The sequence below is a fragment of the Mesorhizobium sp. 01N446 genome (assembly GCF_056399285.1).
Window position 1 is genome coordinate 345,342 of record NZ_JBFTRA010000001.1, and the last position, 18,129, is coordinate 363,470.

General features: G+C 63.9%; 15 protein-coding genes. 4 read left to right on the plus strand and 11 right to left on the minus strand.

All coding sequences use genetic code 11. From position 1 onward, the window contains the following. Positions 1–148 precede the first annotated feature (148 nt). Positions 149–979: a DUF2259 domain-containing protein gene (locus AC1DPX_RS01580; protein ID WP_477234128.1), complete on the minus strand. Its 831-nt coding sequence runs from the start codon at positions 977–979 to the stop codon at positions 149–151. Positions 980–1,135: 156 nt separating this feature from the next. Here AC1DPX_RS01580 and AC1DPX_RS01585 point away from each other — a divergent pair, with 156 nt between their 5' ends. Then, positions 1,136–3,043: a propionyl-CoA synthetase gene (locus tag AC1DPX_RS01585; RefSeq protein WP_477234130.1), complete on the plus strand. Its 1,908-nt coding sequence runs from the start codon at positions 1,136–1,138 to the stop codon at positions 3,041–3,043. Between the two features lie 147 nt (positions 3,044–3,190). After that, positions 3,191–4,273 (plus strand): acyltransferase family protein, encoded by a 1,083-nt coding sequence (locus AC1DPX_RS01590; RefSeq protein WP_477234132.1) that lies wholly within the window; start codon positions 3,191–3,193, stop codon positions 4,271–4,273. 137 nt (positions 4,274–4,410) lie between these two features. On the opposite strand, the gene AC1DPX_RS01595 is transcribed toward AC1DPX_RS01590, so the two are convergent. The 4 genes from AC1DPX_RS01595 to AC1DPX_RS01610 all read right to left on the minus strand — a co-directional run bounded on the left by AC1DPX_RS01595 (position 4,411) and on the right by AC1DPX_RS01610 (position 7,448). Further along, positions 4,411–5,043: a class I SAM-dependent methyltransferase gene (locus AC1DPX_RS01595; protein WP_477234134.1), complete on the minus strand. Its 633-nt coding sequence runs from the start codon at positions 5,041–5,043 to the stop codon at positions 4,411–4,413. Positions 5,044–5,199: 156 nt separating this feature from the next. Then, entirely contained in the window at positions 5,200–5,814 is a 615-nt protein-coding gene (locus AC1DPX_RS01600) for an NADPH-dependent F420 reductase (RefSeq protein WP_477235715.1), read from the minus strand. Between the two features lie 80 nt (positions 5,815–5,894). Next, on the minus strand, positions 5,895–6,647 hold the full coding sequence (locus AC1DPX_RS01605; protein WP_477234136.1) for an SDR family NAD(P)-dependent oxidoreductase: 753 nt from the start codon (positions 6,645–6,647) through the stop codon (positions 5,895–5,897). A gap of 66 nt (positions 6,648–6,713) precedes the next feature. Continuing rightward, positions 6,714–7,448: an SDR family NAD(P)-dependent oxidoreductase gene (locus AC1DPX_RS01610; protein WP_477234138.1), complete on the minus strand. Its 735-nt coding sequence runs from the start codon at positions 7,446–7,448 to the stop codon at positions 6,714–6,716. 268 nt (positions 7,449–7,716) lie between these two features. Here AC1DPX_RS01610 and AC1DPX_RS01615 point away from each other — a divergent pair, with 268 nt between their 5' ends. Next, positions 7,717–8,613: a LysR family transcriptional regulator gene (locus AC1DPX_RS01615; protein WP_477234140.1), complete on the plus strand. Its 897-nt coding sequence runs from the start codon at positions 7,717–7,719 to the stop codon at positions 8,611–8,613. Positions 8,614–8,697: 84 nt separating this feature from the next. On the opposite strand, the gene AC1DPX_RS01620 is transcribed toward AC1DPX_RS01615, so the two are convergent. The 6 genes from AC1DPX_RS01620 to AC1DPX_RS01645 form a co-directional block, all read right to left on the minus strand. After that, positions 8,698–11,085 carry a polysaccharide biosynthesis tyrosine autokinase gene (locus AC1DPX_RS01620; RefSeq protein WP_477234142.1) on the minus strand — a complete coding sequence of 796 codons (2,388 nt, stop codon included), beginning with the start codon at positions 11,083–11,085 and terminating at the stop codon, positions 8,698–8,700. 287 nt (positions 11,086–11,372) lie between these two features. Then, positions 11,373–12,269, minus strand: coding sequence for a UTP--glucose-1-phosphate uridylyltransferase (locus AC1DPX_RS01625; protein ID WP_019862855.1), 897 nt, complete (start codon positions 12,267–12,269; stop codon positions 11,373–11,375). A 74-nt stretch (positions 12,270–12,343) separates the two neighbouring features. Further along, positions 12,344–13,327, minus strand: coding sequence for a glycosyltransferase family 2 protein (locus AC1DPX_RS01630; RefSeq protein ID WP_477234144.1), 984 nt, complete (start codon positions 13,325–13,327; stop codon positions 12,344–12,346). Then, positions 13,317–14,267, minus strand: a complete 951-nt coding sequence (locus tag AC1DPX_RS01635) for a glycosyltransferase family 2 protein (protein WP_477234146.1) — start codon at positions 14,265–14,267, stop codon at positions 13,317–13,319. The genes AC1DPX_RS01630 and AC1DPX_RS01635 overlap by 11 nt, the downstream gene beginning before the upstream one ends. Beyond that, the gene (locus AC1DPX_RS01640; RefSeq protein ID WP_477234148.1) at positions 14,267–15,256 is read right to left on the minus strand and encodes a glycosyltransferase family 2 protein; all 990 of its coding nucleotides are present in this window, start codon (positions 15,254–15,256) and stop codon (positions 14,267–14,269) included. The genes AC1DPX_RS01635 and AC1DPX_RS01640 overlap by 1 nt, the downstream gene beginning before the upstream one ends. A 16-nt stretch (positions 15,257–15,272) precedes the next feature. Continuing rightward, on the minus strand, positions 15,273–16,445 hold the full coding sequence (locus AC1DPX_RS01645) for a glycosyl transferase family 1 (RefSeq protein WP_477234150.1): 1,173 nt from the start codon (positions 16,443–16,445) through the stop codon (positions 15,273–15,275). Between the two features lie 187 nt (positions 16,446–16,632). Between AC1DPX_RS01645 and AC1DPX_RS01650 the strand changes: the two genes are divergently transcribed. Continuing rightward, positions 16,633–18,129 carry a lipopolysaccharide biosynthesis protein gene (locus AC1DPX_RS01650; RefSeq protein WP_202356517.1) on the plus strand — a complete coding sequence of 499 codons (1,497 nt, stop codon included), beginning with the start codon at positions 16,633–16,635 and terminating at the stop codon, positions 18,127–18,129.

Here is an 18,129-nt window from a genome sequence, read left to right on the forward strand (position 1 = left end):
GACGACTTTCGAACGTCATCGGAAAGCCCTGGCGGCCGCCATTTTGATCTTCGGTGGCGTAGGCCTCATGCTTGTGGCCCTGCCGATCTAGTGCGGTCGACATTTCGTCCAACGAATACCGTTTGTTAGACGGCTATCGGCCAGTCTCTCAGCGAGGCTGACCGGTCACGGCGATGAAGCGTCGGTCGCGTCCTTCAAAGCCCTGGCTGAAGCGCTGCACCAGCACGACGATCACCGCCGGCTTGCCGGACGGCGTGTATTCATAGGCTTCCGACAGGCTGTGGGAGGTCGGGCAGTTTCTCGAGCCCGGCACGGCCTTGTCCTCGTGCAGTGTCTTGAACGGCTTGCCGTCCTGTCCCTGCAGCGTCAAGCGGAAGCCGAGCGCCTTGCCCGTCCTGTCCCCTTGAAGGGCCTTGTCACCTTGCTGGCTGTCTTCGAAACTCGGCGAACAATCGGTCGTGCTATTGGCCAGGATCTCGTCGAGCTGAATGGTCGAAATCCCGATCTCGTCGTAGAGCGGCGAAAGCCACTTTTGCGACACCTGTTCGAGGCGGGAAATGTCGGCATAGGCGACCATCTCGCCCGGGAAGGTGAACTTGTCGGAGGCGGTCTGCTTGCCGCGCGGGGCGATGGCATATTTGGCGAGGATGGGTTTTGCCTTGGCGGCCGCCTGCGCCCTCGCCTGCTCGAGGGTGAGCGTCGCCTCCTCGGATTCGTCGACGATCAGGATCGGCTTGCCGCCGACGAATTCATCGGTGCGCGTGTCGATGATGTCGATCTGCGAATAACCGGACGCCGAGGCGCCCGCATCGAGCTCACCATATTGCTCGAAGGCGAAATAGGCGCCATCGGGCGAGAAGCCGATTATGCGCCTGGCCGCGGCGTCTCCGGCCAGGGCGGAAGCGGTGGAGATCGCGAGCAGCGCACCGATCGCCAGCGCAAACACCGGTTTTGCCGTGATCGACGCTGGATGGCGCACTGCTCAGACCCTCCCCCGAGAAGACCTCACTTCACGATACGGTGCGCCAAGGGTCAAGCCGTGACGGGTTCATACGAAAATCAGGGAAGACAGCGCCGGAAAAAACAGCATAGGCTGTTGGCAAAGACGGCAAATGGTTTCCTGGGGAGGTTACGGATGGCTTCACGCTATCACGAGGTCTATGACGGCTGGAAACGCGACCCGGAACAATTCTGGGCGGACGCGGCCGGCGCCATCGACTGGTATTCGCCCTGGGACAAGGTGTTCGTTGCCAGCGCCGGCGTCTATGGCCGCTGGTTTACGGGTGCCACCTGCAACACCTGCTACAACGCCATCGACCGGCATGTCGCCGGCGGGCGCGCCGACCAGATCGCGCTGATTTATGACAGCGCCATCACCGGGACGGTCAAAAAATTCACCTATGCCGAGCTCAAGCGCGAGGTGGTGGCGCTGACCTCGGTGCTGAAGAACCAGGGCATCGCTAAGGGCGACCGTGTCATCATCTACATGCCGATGGTGGCGGAGGCGGCCATCGCCATGCTCGCCTGTTCCCGCATCGGCGCCGTGCATTCGGTCGTCTTCGGCGGCTTTGCCTCGCATGAACTGGCCACCCGCATCGATGATGCCAAACCGAAGCTGATCATTTCGGCCTCCTGCGGCCTGGAACCGGGCCGGGTCGTTGCCTACAAGCCGCTGCTCGACAAGGCGATCGAGATGTCGGGCCACAAGCCGGACGCCTGCCTGATCCTGCAGCGCGACCAGCTGCGCTGCGAACTGAAGGAGCATTTCGACATCGACTATGCCGACGCCGTCGCGCGCGAGCGGGCTGCCGGCGCCAATGTCGACTGCGTGCCGGTGCTGGCCACCGATCCGCTCTACATCATCTACACGTCGGGCACGACCGGCCAGCCCAAGGGCATCGTGCGCGACAATGGTGGCCACATGGTCGCGCTGAAATGGACGATGGAAAACGAGTTCGGCGTCAAGCCGGGCGAAGTGTTCTGGGCGGCATCCGATGTCGGCTGGGTGGTCGGCCATTCCTACATCGTCTACGGACCGCTGCTGCATGGCTGCACCAGCATCCTGTTCGAGGGCAAGCCGATCGGCACGCCCGACGCCGGCACCTACTGGCGGGTGATCTCGGACCATGGCGTGGTCGCGCTGTTCACCGCGCCGACGGCGTTCCGGGCGATCAAGGGGCAGGATCCCAAGGGCGAATTCGTAGCCAAATACGATCTGTCGAAATTCCGCACGCTGTTCCTGGCGGGCGAGCGCGCAGACCCCGAAACCATCAAATGGGCGGAGCAGAAGCTCAGCGTGCCGGTGGTCGACCATTGGTGGCAGACCGAGACCGGTTCGCCGATGACCATCAATCCGGCGGGGCTCGGCCTGCTGCCGGTGAAATACGGTTCGCCTGGCGTGCCGATGCCCGGCTACGACATCCGCGTGCTCGACGATGCCGGCCACGAAGTGCCGCGCGGGACGCTCGGCAATGTCGTGGTCAAACTGCCGCTGCCGGCGGGCTGCCTGCCGACGCTGTGGAACGCCGACCAGCGCTTCCGCCAGGCCTATCTCGACGAGTTCCCCGGCTTCTACAAGACGGCCGACGCCGGCATGATCGACGAGGACGGCTATCTCTATGTGATGGCCCGCACCGACGACATCATCAATGTCGCCGGCCACCGGCTGTCGACCGGCGCCATGGAAGAGGTGCTGGCCGCCCATCCCGATGTCGCCGAATGCGCCGTCGTCGGCATCGCCGATGCGATGAAGGGGCAAATTCCGCTCGGCTTCGTGGTGCTGAACGCCGGTGCCGCGCGCGAGGGCGACGCCATCGAAAAGGAGGTCGTGGCGCTGGTGCGCGAGCGCATCGGCCCGGTCGCCGCCTTCAAGACCGTGGTGACGATCAAGCGCCTGCCCAAGACGCGGTCGGGCAAGATCCTGCGCGGCACCATGCAGAAGATCGCCGACAAGGAGGAATGGACGATGCCGGCGACCATCGACGACCCGGCCATCCTCGACGAGATCACCGCTGCCATGAAGGCGCGCGGGATCGGAGTCTGACAGGCATGCGGGGCGCCCGCGGCGCGCCGCCATTCGCGTATGTTGCGGCGCGGCGACGTTTGTGATCGCCGCATTGCTTGATCGTTTGTTGTGCGGCGCAGCATGACACCCTACACTTGACGCGGGGGGCCATCCGATCGGGATCGCATGGCTCAGCAAAAGATTTCATTCGGCGGTGTGGACATATTGCGATTCCTCGCTGCCGTGCTCGTCATGGTCTACCATTACGGATTCTGGGTCTGGGCCTATCCGGACGGCATCTCGGCACAGGCCACGGGCGGCGTGCCGGCGCAGCCCGTTATAGGCGCCTGGGTCGGGTCCGGCTGGGTCGGCGTCGAGATCTTCTTCGTCATCAGCGGCTTTGTCATTGCCTTCAGCGCCGAGAAATCGACGCCGCTGCGGTTTTTCGAGGCCAGGTTCAAACGGCTGGCACCGGCTGTCTGGATCTGCGCGCCGGTCACCGCCGTGCTGCTTCTTGCCATCGGCCTGAGCTGGCCGACCGACGCGGTGGTCCGGCTGGTCCGTACCGGCCTGTTCGCACCCTATGGTCCCTGGGTGGACAGCGTCTACTGGACACTCGGCATCGAGATCGCCTTCTACGCCATTGTCTGGATCCTGCTGCAGCTTGGCCGCTTCCATCTGATGGAGGCGGTGGCGATCGTCATCGGCCTGGTCAGCACGCTGTTCTGGTGCCTCTATTATCCGCTCGGCTGGGCGGACTTCGCCGTGACGCGGCTGCTGCAGCTCACTTTGGTGCATCACGGCTGCTTCTTCGCCGTCGGCGTGCTGCTCTGGCTGATGCGGTTCAAGGCACTGACGGCGCCTCGCCTTGGCTTCTGCCTGCTGTTCCTTGGCGGCGGCGTACTTCAGATCGCCAGTTCGGTCGACGTCCACAGCATCAAGGTCAATACCGTGATGCCCTATGCGCCGCCGATCCTGATCTTCCTCTTCGCCATCGCGCTGATGGCATGGTCGCTGCGGCTTGACCTCAGCTGGAGCGGCTGGCGCCGGATCGGCCTGATGACCTACCCGCTCTACCTGATCCACGACGTCGTCGGCGCGGCAATGCTCGGAGCGATGGTCCGTGCCGGAGTGCCTTATCTCCTGTCGATGGCAGTGGTCGCCGCGACCATGATCGCGGCAAGCTGGCTGGTGGCCGCCGAAGCCGAACCGCGCATCCGGCTGCTGCTCGACCACACCGTTTTCCGCTACCGACTCAAGGCCGCGTAAACGCCATCGTCGCGTGGCCCCATCGGACGAACTCATCCAAAGCCGACTTCGTGGCGGCAAGCAGGGTTGCCCTGATGTCTTCGATGGGCTTGTTTGCAGCCGTCGGGGAGTCGACATGAAGTCGGCGCCGGGGCCTGTCAGGGCTTCACGAACCGATAGGCGAAGCGATCGGTCTCGCCCTTGATCGAGGGATCGAAGACCTTGATCGAGTGCTGATCGTCCTTGTTCGCGAGTATGGTGCTTTCCGCGTCCAGTATGAAGCCGGCCGCCTCCACCTCCTCGCGAACGGATGCAGGCTCAATCCGATGCAGCGACTGCGCCTCGTTCGTGCCCGCTCCTGAGGCGGCGGCGTGGTCGATGATGACGTAGAACCCACCGGGCTTCAGGCGCTCGTAGACGGCTCGATTGAAGTCGGCCGCCGTCGCGCCCTTCTTCTGAATCAGCGCGGTGTGCAGGTCGTGGTAGAACAGGTGCAGCCACAGGATATCCGCTGGTTGCGTGACCTGCGGCATCGCAACGAGGTCCGTGGAGACGGCCTCTACGTTCTCTCGGCCCGGCTCCTTCGCGAGCGTCCGCATCCGGCCGACCGGATCGTTCTTGAAGTCGGCGACTTCGGCGGGCACGAAGCTGTAGACCCGACCTTCGGGTCCCACGACGTCGGAGAACAGGCGCGTCCAGTCGCCTTCGCCTGGGTAGACGTCAATGACTGTGGAGCCCGCATCTACACGTGCAAACCGGATCAACTCGGATAGCTTGGATTGGTCGTACATACGAATCTCCTTTACGGTTGGGCATTAGACGAGCGTGCGGCGTAAAACAGGGATTTTCGGCTGATCCACCGTCTGCCCCGAACCGATGGCCGCGGGGGGCCAGCGCTCCGCAGGGCCGGACGCGCCCATCCGCGACGCCTGGGCCAGTCATGTTCATCAGTCGAACTTGACCAGGTCCTTGAAGATCAGATGACCCCAGCTGTTTCCGCGCGCCTGGACCAGCAGCCCACCTTCCGACAGCCCGCCAAGTTTGATCGGCGAGAAACCGAGCTTTTCCGCGAGCGCAGCAATCTCCGCTGCGGCAGCGTCATCGTCGCTCGCCAGAAATACGACTCTTCTGCCACCATGTAGGGCCGGATCCTGGTCGAGGACGGCAGCGACCAGATGGTTGAAGCCCTTGACCAGTTTTGCACCTGAAAATGCCTGCGCGACGAACTTGGAAGAAGGCTGCCCCCCCAGTTTTTCCGGAGGCACGCCGTAGGCATTGGTTACATCGACGATGGTCTTCCCCTGCCAGGTGGCGAGCGCCTTCGCGACATCCGGGAACGACTCGAAACGGACAGCCAAAAAGATGATGTCCGCCTTGAGGGCGTCCGCCAATTTTCTGGGGATAATGGTGGGCCCGATCGCGGCCGCATCGGCGGCAAAGCTTTCCGGGTCGCGCGTGGTTGCAACGGACACGTCGATGCCCTTGCGGGCAAAGGCTTTGGCCAGGGCACGACCGATGTTGCCGAAGCCGATAATTGCGTAGCTCATAATGTTTCTCCTGATCTTGTGTTGGAACTAAAGTTTGAGAAGCGGGATCACCCCACTGGCGGGGCTGAAGGGCCAGGCACGGAACCGCGCTTGGCTCAAACCTGAGCCATGCCTCCATCGACGGCGAGATCCACACCGGTGATGTAAGAACTATCGTCGGAGGCGAGGAACGTGACAGCAGCCGCGATTTCCTCCGGCTTGCCCCTGCGACCCATTGGGATCTGTGAAGCAAACTGGGCGACCGCTTGCTCGGCTTGCTCAGGAGTGAGGCCCGTCGTTGTCTCCAAGGCGGGGGTCTCGATGGCTCCGGGGCTCATCGTATTCACTCGGATTTTCCGGTCTTTCAACTCTAGAGTCCAAGCGCGCGAGAAGTTGCGCACTGCCGCCTTGCTCGCGGCGTATGCGCTGAACCCCGGCAACCCCAACACGTTGGAAACCGAAGAATTCAGAATAATCGAACCGCCGTCCTTGAAGAGGGGAAGGGCCTTCTGCACCGTGAAGAACAGCCCCTTCACGTTCACGTCGAAGGTCTGATCGAAGTGGGCCTCGGTAGCCGCTGCGAGCGGTGCGATTGTCCCTGCGCCAGCGTTCGCGAAGAGAACGTCGATGTGACCATGTTTCTCTTTCACGATGGCATAGAGCCGGTCCAGATCTTCCAGCCGTGACACGTCGCCGACGACCGTCGTAACGTTTCCCGTGACGAGGGCTGCGGCCTCCTTCAGCTCTTTCTCTCGTCGCCCAGTGATGACGACGTGTGCACCTTCTTCTACAAAGCGCTTGGCCGTCGCCAAGCCAATCCCGCTGCTTCCGCCTGTGATGACTGCAACCTTACCTTCGAGTTTTTTCATAATCTTTCGCCTTTGGTCGTGTGTTTTGGTTTTCGCAAAGTTTGAGAAGCGTGGCCCGCATCGGGGTCAAAGTTGTGCCAGGCCGCCGTCGACGGCGACCTCGCTGGCGGTCATGAAGCTGCTGTCCGACGACGCGAGAAAGGCAGCCACCGCCGCGATCTCCGCGGGATCGGCCATGCGCTGGAGCGGAGTCATCGCGCCGTAGGCCTTCTGGCCCTCCTCGCCCAGCGCTTCCTTCGCGAGTTCGGTCGCCGTCGCCCCAGGCGACAGCACGTTGACCCGGATGCCGGTGCCCTTCAGATCCTCCGCCCAGGTCCGCGCGAGATTGCGCACTGCCGCCTTGCTCGCGCCGTAGGCAGTGAATCCCGGGGCGCCCGTCGTGCCGGCGCTCGATCCGGTCAGGATGATCGAAGCGCCCGGACCCAATAGCGGCAACGCCTTCTGGACCGTGAAGATCGTGCCCTTCACATTGGTGTCGAAGGTTTCGTCAATGTGCTCGGCGGTGATCTCGCCGAGCGCAAGCTGGCTTCCCGCCCCGGCATTGGCGAAGACGATGTCGAGGGTTCCGCGCTCGGCCTTGACGGCCGCGTAGAGCCTGTCGAGGTCGGCCTCATCCGAGACCGAGCCTTTCACCGCGCGGGCATTGGAACCGAGGTCGGCCACAGCAGCATCGAGCGCTTCCTGCCGGCGGCCGAAGACGAAGACGAAGGCGCCCTCCTCGATGAAGCGCTTTGCCGCGGCGCGGCCGATGCCGGTGGCACCGCCGGTGATGACGGCGGTCTTTCCATTCAATCTGGTCATGACGTGCATCCTTCCAGGCTTCCGCCTTGGTCATTCGGGAAGTCCCGAGACCTGAAGATGGGTCTGCCAAGGTGAGGCTTTGAGTGAGGAAGCGCGCACATCGGTGGTGCGAAATCGATCCGGTACGGCTATTCAAGGCAGCCGCGACGATAAGGTTAGCCGTTCGGAATTGGGCCGCGCTCGTCGACAAGTGTTATTATGGCCGCCTGTACTGTTGTACGATGAAGGCGAGGCTTTGAAGGCGCACCGCGCGGTGCGAGATTGCACCATGATCGACTGGGATGACGTTCGCTACTTTCTTGCCGTCGCACGCGGAGGCTCGGTGCGGGCCGCCGCCAAGCGCCTCGGCGTGAACCACGCGACCGTGCTGCGACGCATCGCCCAACTCGAGGACCGCCTCGGGGCGCAGATGTTCGAAAAGCTGCCTTCGGGCTACCGCCTGACGGCTGCAGGGGAAGAGGTCCTCGAGCTCGCGGAGCGGATGGAAGCGTCCTCGCACCAGCTGGAGACACGCGTCTTCGGTCGGGACCAGAGCGTGCGCGGGCTTCTGCGGGTGACGCTGGCTCCGACCCTCGCGACACACCTGCTCATGCCGGACTTCGCCGATTTCGCGCGTCTGCATCCGGACATCGAGATGGAAATCTTGTCGTCCGGCGAGTTGGCAAATCTGACCAACCGAGAGGCCGACGTCGCGATTCGCGTCGTCTATGACCGCAAAACCCTGCCGCTCAATCTTCACGGCCTGAAGGGATCAGAGCTGTTCGGAGGCGTCTACATCTCCCGCGATCGACTGGCCGCGTGGCGTGCGGGCGCGCCTGATCCCATCCGGTGGATCGTCATAAGCAGTCATGGAGTTCCGCAATGGGCCAGCGAGGGCGAGGTTCGCACCACGGCGGTTCCATTCAGGACCACGGACGGCGAGGCGCAGATCGCTGCTGTACGGCAAGGGCTCGGGATGACGACACTGCCGTGCTTCGTCGGCGATGGCGACCCACTTTTGGTTAGGGTGCCGGGTACCGACCTGCACATGTACGGAACGGTCTGGCTTCTCACGCAGGGCGAGACACGCAAGACGAAGCGCGTGCGGCTCTTCACCGAGTTCGTATCCCGCAGGCTCGCCGCATACGCGCCGCTTCTCACGGGACTGTCCGAATCGCGCGACTGACGGCCGGCAAGTCGCCGGGATTCCAGCCTTGGCGCATGCTTCATCGCCAATTCCGTCAAGACGAACAAACCAGGTAGCTACCGCCTAGACCGTCGCCTTGCTGCGCACTTCGGACTTGTCGAGATAGTAGCTCGAATATTTGTCGAAGAATTTCTCCGACGCCCCGAACGATCCGTATTTGGCGAGCTTCTTCAGGTCGACCTTGTTCAGCACCGCGCCGACGATCTTGTTGGCGACATAGGGTTCGGATTCCAGCATCGACCTGACCATGGCGCGCGGCGTGCGGCCCCATTCGGTGACGAGCACGAAGCCGTCGACCAACGGCGCGAAGGCCTTGGCGTCGACCACCGGACCGAGCGGCGGCAGGTCGACGACGATATACTCGAACGTCTCCTTGGCGTTCTCGATGAAGCGCCGCATTCCCGCCGAGGACAGGAGCTCGCTGGTGTGCGAGAAGTTGCCGCGCAGCACGGCGGGGATGATGGCGAGCTTGGTCTGCCGGTCGATCTTGCCGACGGATTGCCAGGTCTGGCCGTTGACCACGGCCTCCATCAGGCCTTGCTCGGCCTCCATGCCGAGGCTGCGGCTGAGGCCCGGATTGCGCAAGTCACCGTCGATGAGCAGCGTCCTGGCGCCGTTGGCGGCCAGCAGCCCGGCGAGATTGGCCGCGACCGTCGACTTGCCTTCGCCCGGAAGCACCGAGATGACGCCGACGACGCGGCTGCCCTGTCCTTCCATCACGACATCAAAGGCTATCTTGGCGCTGCGCAGCGTTTCGGAGAACATCGACGCCGGCGCGTCGATGCTGACCCGCATGCGCGCCCGTCTTTCGATGGCCGCCGGCGACCTGGCTTTCTTGGCATCCGGCAGAGCCTCTGACTGCTTGTCCTCCTTGGCGGGCCTGCTGCCGACGGTCGGCAAATAGCCGAGGAATTTGAGGCCGACGCGGTCGCGGACCTCCTCGCCGGTCCGGAAGAACCGCTCGTTGAACTCGTTGAGGCCGCCGAAGCCGGCACCCATCAGCACGCCGAGCACGAGCGACAGGCCGAGCACGATGACGGTGCGCGGGCTCGAGGCGGAGAGCGGCGTCGAGGCGTCCGAGATGATGCGGATCTTGCCGACCGGGAAGGATTGCTGCTGCGCTGCCTCCTCGTAGCGGCCGAGGAAGGTCTGATAGAGCGTGGTGAGCGCGGTTGCCTTCTGGTCGAGGTCGCGCAACTGGACCTGCGACTGGTTGTCGATGGAACTCTTGCCCTGTGCGGCGGCAACATTGGCCCTGAGCGCCGTCTCGCGCGCCAGCGCCACCTCATATTCGTTGCGATAGCTTTCGGTGAGCTGCTTCAGCTCGCCGAAAATCTGCTTCGATATATCGGCCTTCTCCTTGGCAAGCGCCACGGCCTGCGGATGGTTGGGACCGAAATTCGCCTCGACATCCTGCTGCCGCTTGGCGACGGCGAGGTAGCGGGTCTTGAGCGCCGAAATGACCGAACTGCTCGGCTGATCGCTCGAAATGGCGGCATCGTTGAAGGCGTTGTCGGAGCCGCTTTCGACGATCGACTTGTACTGCTGGTAGCGGGCGCTGGCGCGCGCCGTGTCGGCCTGTGCCACGATCAGCTGGGCGTTGAGGTCGGCAAGCTGCTTGTCGCTCATCAGCTGACCATCGCTGTTGGCGGACAGGCCGTGTTCGGCCCTGAATTTCTCGACCGCCAGCGATGCCTGCTGCGAGCTTTCGCGCAGTTCCGTCAGCCGGCCCTGCAGCCAGACCGCCGCGCGCTCGGTGGCGTCGAAGCTGGCATCGAGCTGATCGGCCAGGTAGGCGTCGGCATAGGCCTTGGTGATCGCTTTCGCCAGACCGGGATCCGTCGCCTGGTAGCCAAGCGCGATGACGTAGCTTCGGCCGACACGATCCGCCCGGATCTCGTTCTGCAGCTTGAGGATCGCATAGTCGCGGCGCGACGTGGCGATCAGCGCATCGCGCGTAGCCGGGTCAAGCTTGCTGATGTCACCCATGCCCGGCATGGGTGAGCTTGGGTGGACATACTGGATCAGGCCGCGGATCAGGCCGACGCCCTGGGCGAGCGCGGATTGCGGCGGGTTCATGAACGCGTCGTTCTGGTCGAGCTTGAGCTTGTCGACGACCACCGCGGCGAGCCGCGTCGAGGTCAGGATCTCGATCTGGCTCAGAATGGCGGAATCCGTCTGCATGGTCGTCGACGCCGCCGAGATGTCGTCGACGATCTTGTTCAAGCCCTCGTCGATCAGAACGCTCGAGACCGACACATATTTGGGCGGCGTTGTCTGCAGATAGAGCATGCCCAGGAAAAGACCGATGGCGGCGCACACGGCAACCACCTTGGCCTGCCGCGCAGCCATGCCAAGCAGCCGCTCGATATCGATGAAGTCTTCGCCGTTTCCTGCGTCCGAATTCGGCAATGGCATCCTCTTGTCGAGAGGAAAGTTGGCATAATTCATCGTCGGTCCAATCCCAGAGCCCGTTGCGTTCCCGATCATCGGGTTGAGGCTCTATCTCTTTGTTCGGGCATGATCTTTTCCGTAAACTTTCGGGATCATGACCTGTCTCAGTTTTAAGCATGATCTTTCCGGAAACCGGGATCCACTTTCCGGGATCATGCTTTGGCTTGCAGGCGCCTCAACGGTCGGGAGCATTGCCGGGAAGCAACGCAAGCTTCATGCCAGACGACGGGGGCCTGTCGGCCCCTCGCCGCCAGCCATTCGGCAATACTCCCGAAAGATGGGCATTATGCGGCTTCTTCCTGGCGTTCATGCGACCGGACGAACTCCTGAAGCATCTCGAAAACCGGGCCCTTCATGTCGTTGCGCGCCAGCGCGAAGGCGATGTTGGCCTGGATGAAGCCTTCCTTGGATCCGCAGTCGAACATGCGGCCCAGGAAAGGCTGGGCGAAGAACGGCTGGTCCTTCGACAGGCGGACCATGGCGTCCGTCAGCTGGATCTCGTTGCCGGCGCCACGCTGCTGATTGCCCAGCAGCGCGAAGATCTCGGGCTGCAGGATGTAGCGGCCATTGATGTAGAAGTTCGACGGCGCGTTGGCCGGGGCCGGCTTTTCGACCATGGCCGTAACCTCGAAACCGCCGCCGATTTCGGCGCCGCGGCCGACAATGCCGTATTTGTTGGTCTCGCTCGGATCGCAGCGTTCGACGGCGATGACGTTGCCGCCGGTGCGCTCATAGAGATCGACGGTTTCGGCCAGGCAGCCGCGCCCGCCGAAGGAGACCATGTCGGGCAAAAGCAGGGCGAAGGGCTCGTTGCCGATGACCTCGCGGGCGCACCAGACGGCGTGGCCCAGGCCCTGTGGCGACTGTTGGCGGATGAAGGAGGTGGCGCCGGCCACCGGCAGCATGCTTTCGAGCGCCTCCAGTTGGGTCTTCTTGCCGGTCTGCTCCAGGGTTCCGATCAATTCCGGATGCAGGTCGAAATAGTCCTCGATGACCGCCTTGTTGCGGCCGGTCACGAACACGATGTGCTCGATACCGGCTTCGAAGGCCTCGTCCACCGCATATTGCACGACTGGCCTGTCGACGACGGGAAGCATCTCCTTCGGCATCGACTTGGTCGCCGGCAGGAACCGTGTTCCAAGCCCCGCCACCGGTATCACGGCTTTCCTGATTTTCTTCATCGCAAATTCCTTCTGAGGAGATCGACTTCAGTCCATTCACAGGCCACGAAAAACCCCTCCATGTGCCTGCATCTTCACCTCCCCGCCCCCACGGCAAACTGTGCCGCTACTCGTCGCAACCGCACGGCGATCGGCATGCCCATATGCCTGACCGCAGCCGGGTCGCTTAGTGCCGTCCGGATCGCCTTGAGCGGGGACCGCGCCTTAATGTGCTGGACCATCGCCAGGAAGGAGGCCGCCTTGCGCAGGCTGCGGCCGCGCCGGGCAAAGGCCGCCTGGGCCGCCTCGTCCATCCGATGGGTTCGAGCGAATACGGCATCCGCGTCGCGCATCGCTTCGACATGGTGAAGCTCGAGCACACGCGAGATGGAGCCACTGCGAATATGGTAGGCGTAGCCGATCTCCGGCTCGACCACGCATTTGCCGCCCTTGGCGAGCGCCTCGGCAAACAGGATGTAGTCCTCGCCGATCCTCAGCTTCTCGTCATAGCGAAGCCGGTTCTCGTCGAGGAGCCGGCGCTGGAAGATCGGCTTGAGGTAGCCGAGGTTGAACTTCGATTCGAAGACGATGTTGCCGGCGATGTAGGTGGCCAGCGAAATCTCGCGCAGGCCTTCCAGATACTGCCGTGGGAACATCGCATCCTCGACCACACCGTCCTCGCGGATGACCTGGAGGTTGTCGACGGCAATCTGGGCATCCGCCTTTTCGGCGCGGCTGATCATGGCGGCGAGACGGCCGGGAAAGACGGCATCGTCGGAATCGAGCACCGCGACCCACCTGCCGCGCGCGACGTCGAGCCCGGCATTCCGGGCGCCGCCGGGACCGCGATTCCTGGCAAGCGCCACAACGCGCACGATGTCTCCGGGATAGGCTCGCGCCACGTCGAGCGTGGCGTCGCGCGACTGGTCGTCGACGACGATTATCTCGACGCTGACACCCTTCTGCGCGATGGCGCTGGCAATCGCGCGGTCGAGCGTCGCCTCGGCATTGTAGGCGGCGATGACAAAGGAAACATCGGGGGCTGAAGTATCGGGGGTTGGGGAAACTTCAGGCTGCACGCTTGCCTCCTTCCCCAGGTGAGGATTGACCGTAGAGGCGGAGTTCACGGATGCCGACAAGGCCGCTGACGACGCCGACATGCATGATGCCGCGCAGAACGCTGCGGTTCCTGCGCACCGGGCTGGCGACCACGGGCAGTGCCGCTACGAAACAAAAGGCTGCCTTGGCGGAGGCCAAGCCGACATGCTTGATCAGCCCGATGCCACGCGCGGTGCTGCCCAAGAGGTGACCGTGCGTCTGGCCGACACGGAAGCGACGGCGGCCAAGCCAGTCGAACGCGGCCCTTGAGCGCGGCACGACCTCATCCACCCAAGCTTCTCGAGCGAAGGCGATGCGGCCACCGGCCCTGACCATCTGGTCGAAGAATTCGGTGTCTTCACCGCCGGTCTGGCCGCGCGCCAGGCTGAAGCGGCGGCCGCGCAGGCTGTCCGATCCCATGCGCAACAGAACGTTGCAGGTGTAGCCGGTGCGGATCTCGCCGCGCACCCAGACCGGCAAGGTCGAATGGAAATCGCCGCGCCGCATCCAGTCGGGCGCATCCGGGCGGTAGAGCGCCCGCACCGGGCCGAGCACGGCTGTCGCACCACTGTCTTCGGCCGTCGCCACCAGCTCGGCCAGCCAACGGGCCGAGGCCGTCTCATCATCGTCTATGAAGGCGAGGAAATCCGCCTCGCTGGCATCGAGGCAAGCGTTGCGGGCGACCGAAATGTTGCGCGCCGGGGCATGCCGGTAGCGGACCGGCAGCGCCAATTCCTGCGACAGCGCCGTCACCAGCGCCTCTGCGCTCGGCGTGTCGTCATTGTCGGCGACGATGACGCTGACATCGAACCCTTCAGGCATGTCCATCGCGGCGAGCGAGCGCAGCGTGTCGGCCAGTTCCGGCCGGCGGAACGTGCACACACCGATGTCGATACTGCGGTTCCTGGACTGAACCACCATCACGCCACCCCGCGTCGCGCGCCGAGGCCGAGAAGCTGCAGCCAGAAGCCGACGGACCAGCCGAAATGCATGACCATGGCCGAGACGCCGGCCAGCGCGATGTCGGCATTGCGCTGGCGAATGGCCGTCACCAGGCCATAGCCCAGGCAGACCGAAGCCCAGACCAGCAGCGGCACGGCCGCGATCCAGTGCACGAAGGAGAAGGCCGCCAGAAGGACCACCGGGAAGACCGCCAGCGGCACCATCTGCCGGACCTTCGGGATGACGCGGTGTTTCAGCACATTCTTGGCGCGGCCGCGGCCATAACCGAGATACTGGAAATAGAGGCCTTTGAGCGAGGCGCGAGGATAGTAGACCATCTGCGTCTTGCCGCTCATCCAGATCTTGTAACCGGCCTGCCGCAGCCGGTAATCGAGCTCGGCATCCTCATTGTGGCTGAAGGTCTCGTCATAGCCGCCGACAGCGCCGAAGGCCGATATCCGCATCAGCGCGTGATGACCGTGGTCGACCCATTCTCCGGCGGAGAGGTGACGATGCTTGGAACCACCGGTGCCGAGTTTCGAATTCTGCGCCGCGGCGACCGATTTCTGCACAGTGCCGCTGCCGCTGGTCAGCATCGAAACCACGACCGAATCGGCTGATGTGGCCAGCGCTTCCTCGAGCAGCCGGTCGCAATAATCGTCGGGATAGCCGCCATGCGCGTCGATGCGGATGAGATACTCCGCGCCTTCACCGAAAGTGCCGACGGCGAGATTGATCGCCGCGCTCTGGATGCGGCGCTTGTTGTGGAGCAGGATGACGCGCGGGTCCTTCGCGGCGATCTCTCCGACAATGGCCAGCGTGCCGTCGGTGCTGCCGCCATCGGCGACGACGATCCGGGCTCCGAGCCTTGCCGCCGCCGGGCAGAGCTGGCCAAGCAGCGCACCGATATGGGCTGCCTCGTTCAGGCAGGGAATCACGATCAGGCTGGAGGGAAGCGCTTGCGTCATTGGGCGATGGTTCATCCTATGCCAGGGCCTCGGCCGCGAGGGGTTCGCGCACGGTGGTCAGGCGGCGCAGTTTTTCGACCAGCGCGCTGCAGTCGCTGCGATCGTAGCTCCACGTCCTCGGATTGCGGGCCAGCACGCGCGCCTTCAGCCTGCCGAAGCGATGCTCGTCCATCGTGCCGAGTGCGGTTTCAAGCGCGTCGGGCGTCGCCTTGGGCAACAGGACGCCGATGTCCTGCCGGCTGAGGAACCGTCCGGTTTCGGTATGGCCCATCGAGATCGGCACCGCCCCGAAGCGGCAGCCTTCATAGAGGCGGTTGGGCAGCAGCCATTCCGAATTCTGCCCCTCCTCGAAGAAATCTATCGCCCAGGAGAAATGCACGTCCTGATAGATCCCCGCCATGTCCTCCGGATTGCGATAGGGTCCGCGAAACGACAGATAAGGTTCGGCATCGACGAAGGCGTGGAAATCCGGGAATTCGGAGAGCGCCGGACGCCCGCGCAGCACGACTTCGAAACGTCCATCCATGCGATGGGTGAAATCGGCCAGAAGCTTGAGCGAACGCCGGCAGCGCAGCGCTCCGAACCAGCCGATTCGCCATGGCGGGGCGGCAGGCGCTTCCACCGGCTCACGCTCGCCGGGCAGGATCGCCGCGGCCTCGAAATATTTGTTCTCGACCAGCTCGACGGGGGCGGCGACCTGGCGGAAGGGCTTGAAATAATTGGCGATGAAGGCGGGCGAACTGGTCACCAGCAGCTTCACGTCGCGCGCCAGATGGCGTTCCGTGGCGCGCAGCGCCTTGCCCAGCATGTCGTCGCGGAGCACAAGGCGGTGGATGTCGAGACATTCATAGACGATCGGCACAGCGGTGCCGAAAGCCGACCTGGCGCGGCGCGCCAGCGCCAGCATTTCCAGATTGCGCGCGATGATGAGATCGGGCCGCGGCATGCCTTTCAACTTCGCGCCGATCGAAACCGTCGCTTTCGCCACCGCCGCCAGACGCTGGGCGAATCGGCCGTCGCGCGTCGCGCCGAGGTCGATCGGCTGCAATCCTTCTATATCGGAAATCGGGGTTGCGGTGCGGCGAAAGCCCGCCAGGGTGACCCGGGCGCCGCCTGTCCTGAGCATTGTGACCCGTCGGCGAACCGCCGGATCGGAAACATCGTGCACCAGGTACAAGACATGCAGCATGAAAACTCGACCGCTGTTTGACCCCACCCACAGGGATGCTAGTACAGCTCTTGCTGCATCGCAACATTTTTGGCGCCGCCATGGACATTTTCTGTTGCACTGCAAAATTATTGCCGTAGTTTGGGGCTGGCGGCGGGCATGGATTTTCAAGGTACGGAAATTCGCGCAAAAATCAGGAATCCTGAATTTGGAAGCCAACCCATTCGATCCGCCGGAAGGCTCGCTGCGCAAATCGGTCGGGCGCGGCGCGGTGGTGACCGCCATGTCGCAATCGGTGCGGGTCGCGACACAGATCATATCCGTCATCGTGCTGTCGCGGCTGCTGTCGCCGCAGGATTTCGGCGTCGTGGCGATGTGCGCGCCGGTGCTGGCCTTCATCGCGCTGTTCCAGGATTTCGGCCTGACCCAGGCAACGATCCAGAAATCGGGCATCCGCCACGAGGAGGTGAACTACCTCTTCTGGATCAATGTCGCGGTCAGCGCGATCCTTGCCTGCGTGCTCGCGGGCGCGGCACCGCTGGTCGCCGCCTTCTATGGCGAGCCGCGCGTGGCCGGGCTGGTCGCCGCGTTCGGGCTGCAGATCATGGCCTATGGGCTCGGCGCCCAGCACCTGGCGCTTTTGACGCGGCGCATGCAGTTCGGCCGCCTGGCGGTCATCGACGTCGCCAGTGCCGTCGCCGGGTTGGTCGTATCGATCGCCTGGACCTTCATCGACCGCTCCTACTGGGCGCTTTTTGCCGGCACGCTGACCGGCGCGGTGCTGCCGACGCTGTGCTACTGGGCAAGCTCGCGCTGGCGGCCCGGCCTGCCGCGCAAGGTCGCCGGGATCGGCGAGCTGATCAATTTCGGCGCCGGCATTACCGGCTTCAACTTCGCCAATTTCTTCGCCCGCAACCTCGACAATGTGCTGATCGGCAAATACTGGGGCGAGCAGCAACTCGGCCTCTACGACCGCGCCTACAAGCTGCTTCTGTTCCCGCTCAGCCAGATCACCAATCCGCTGTCGAAGGTCATGGTGCCGGCGCTGTCCAGGCTGAAGGACGAACCGGACCGCTACCGCAGTGCCTATCTGCGCGTCATGCCGCTGATCCTTCTGGTGGCGCTGCCCGGCGTCGCCTTCGCCACCGCGATGTCGGATGTGCTGATCCCCTTCGTTCTCGGCGAACAGTGGCGCGCAAGTGCCGCGATCTTCCTGGCGCTCGGCTTTGCCGGGCTGCTGCAGCCGCTCAACAACCCGGCTGGCTGGCTTTTCGTCAGCCAGGGCCGCTCCGGCGACTTCATGCGCTGGGGCATCATCACGGCCGTGACCTCGGTGCTCGCCTTCGCGATCGGCCTGCCCTATGGCGCGCTCGGCGTGGCGATCGCCTATGCGGTCAGCGAATATCTGCGCACGCCGTTCCTGTGGCTCTATGTCGGCAGGAGCGGACCGCTGCAAGCCAGCCATGTGCTGCGCGCCGCAACGCCGTTCGTGCTCGGCGCGCATCTGGCGCTGGCGGCGGTCTGGCTGATCAAGCCGATGCTGCCGCAGCAGCATGTCGTCGCCTTGGCCAGCGGCGCCGTCCTTGCCTACCTCATCACCATTGTCGTCGCGCTGGCCTTCGCATCCGGCCGCGAGGCCTTGCGTGAGGCCGTGAAAATGCTGCCGGCAAGACAGCCGGCGGCAACGCCGCGCGAGGCGCAATAA

Excerpts from the sequence above, each read along its gene's own strand:
- AC1DPX_RS01585 (WP_477234130.1), top strand. The coding sequence starts at position 1,136 with ATGGCTTCACGCTATCACGAGGTCTATGACGGCTGGAAACGCGACCCG.
- AC1DPX_RS01590 (WP_477234132.1), top strand. The coding sequence starts at position 3,191 with ATGGCTCAGCAAAAGATTTCATTCGGCGGTGTGGACATATTGCGATTC.
- AC1DPX_RS01595 (WP_477234134.1), bottom strand. The coding sequence starts at position 5,043 with ATGTACGACCAATCCAAGCTATCCGAGTTGATCCGGTTTGCACGTGTA.
- AC1DPX_RS01605 (WP_477234136.1), bottom strand. The coding sequence starts at position 6,647 with ATGAAAAAACTCGAAGGTAAGGTTGCAGTCATCACAGGCGGAAGCAGC.
- AC1DPX_RS01610 (WP_477234138.1), bottom strand. The coding sequence starts at position 7,448 with ATGACCAGATTGAATGGAAAGACCGCCGTCATCACCGGCGGTGCCACC.
- AC1DPX_RS01615 (WP_477234140.1), top strand. The coding sequence starts at position 7,717 with ATGATCGACTGGGATGACGTTCGCTACTTTCTTGCCGTCGCACGCGGA.
- AC1DPX_RS01620 (WP_477234142.1), bottom strand. The coding sequence starts at position 11,085 with ATGAATTATGCCAACTTTCCTCTCGACAAGAGGATGCCATTGCCGAAT.
- AC1DPX_RS01625 (WP_019862855.1), bottom strand. The coding sequence starts at position 12,269 with ATGAAGAAAATCAGGAAAGCCGTGATACCGGTGGCGGGGCTTGGAACA.
- AC1DPX_RS01635 (WP_477234146.1), bottom strand. The coding sequence starts at position 14,267 with ATGGTGGTTCAGTCCAGGAACCGCAGTATCGACATCGGTGTGTGCACG.
- AC1DPX_RS01640 (WP_477234148.1), bottom strand. The coding sequence starts at position 15,256 with ATGACGCAAGCGCTTCCCTCCAGCCTGATCGTGATTCCCTGCCTGAAC.
- AC1DPX_RS01645 (WP_477234150.1), bottom strand. The coding sequence starts at position 16,445 with ATGCTGCATGTCTTGTACCTGGTGCACGATGTTTCCGATCCGGCGGTT.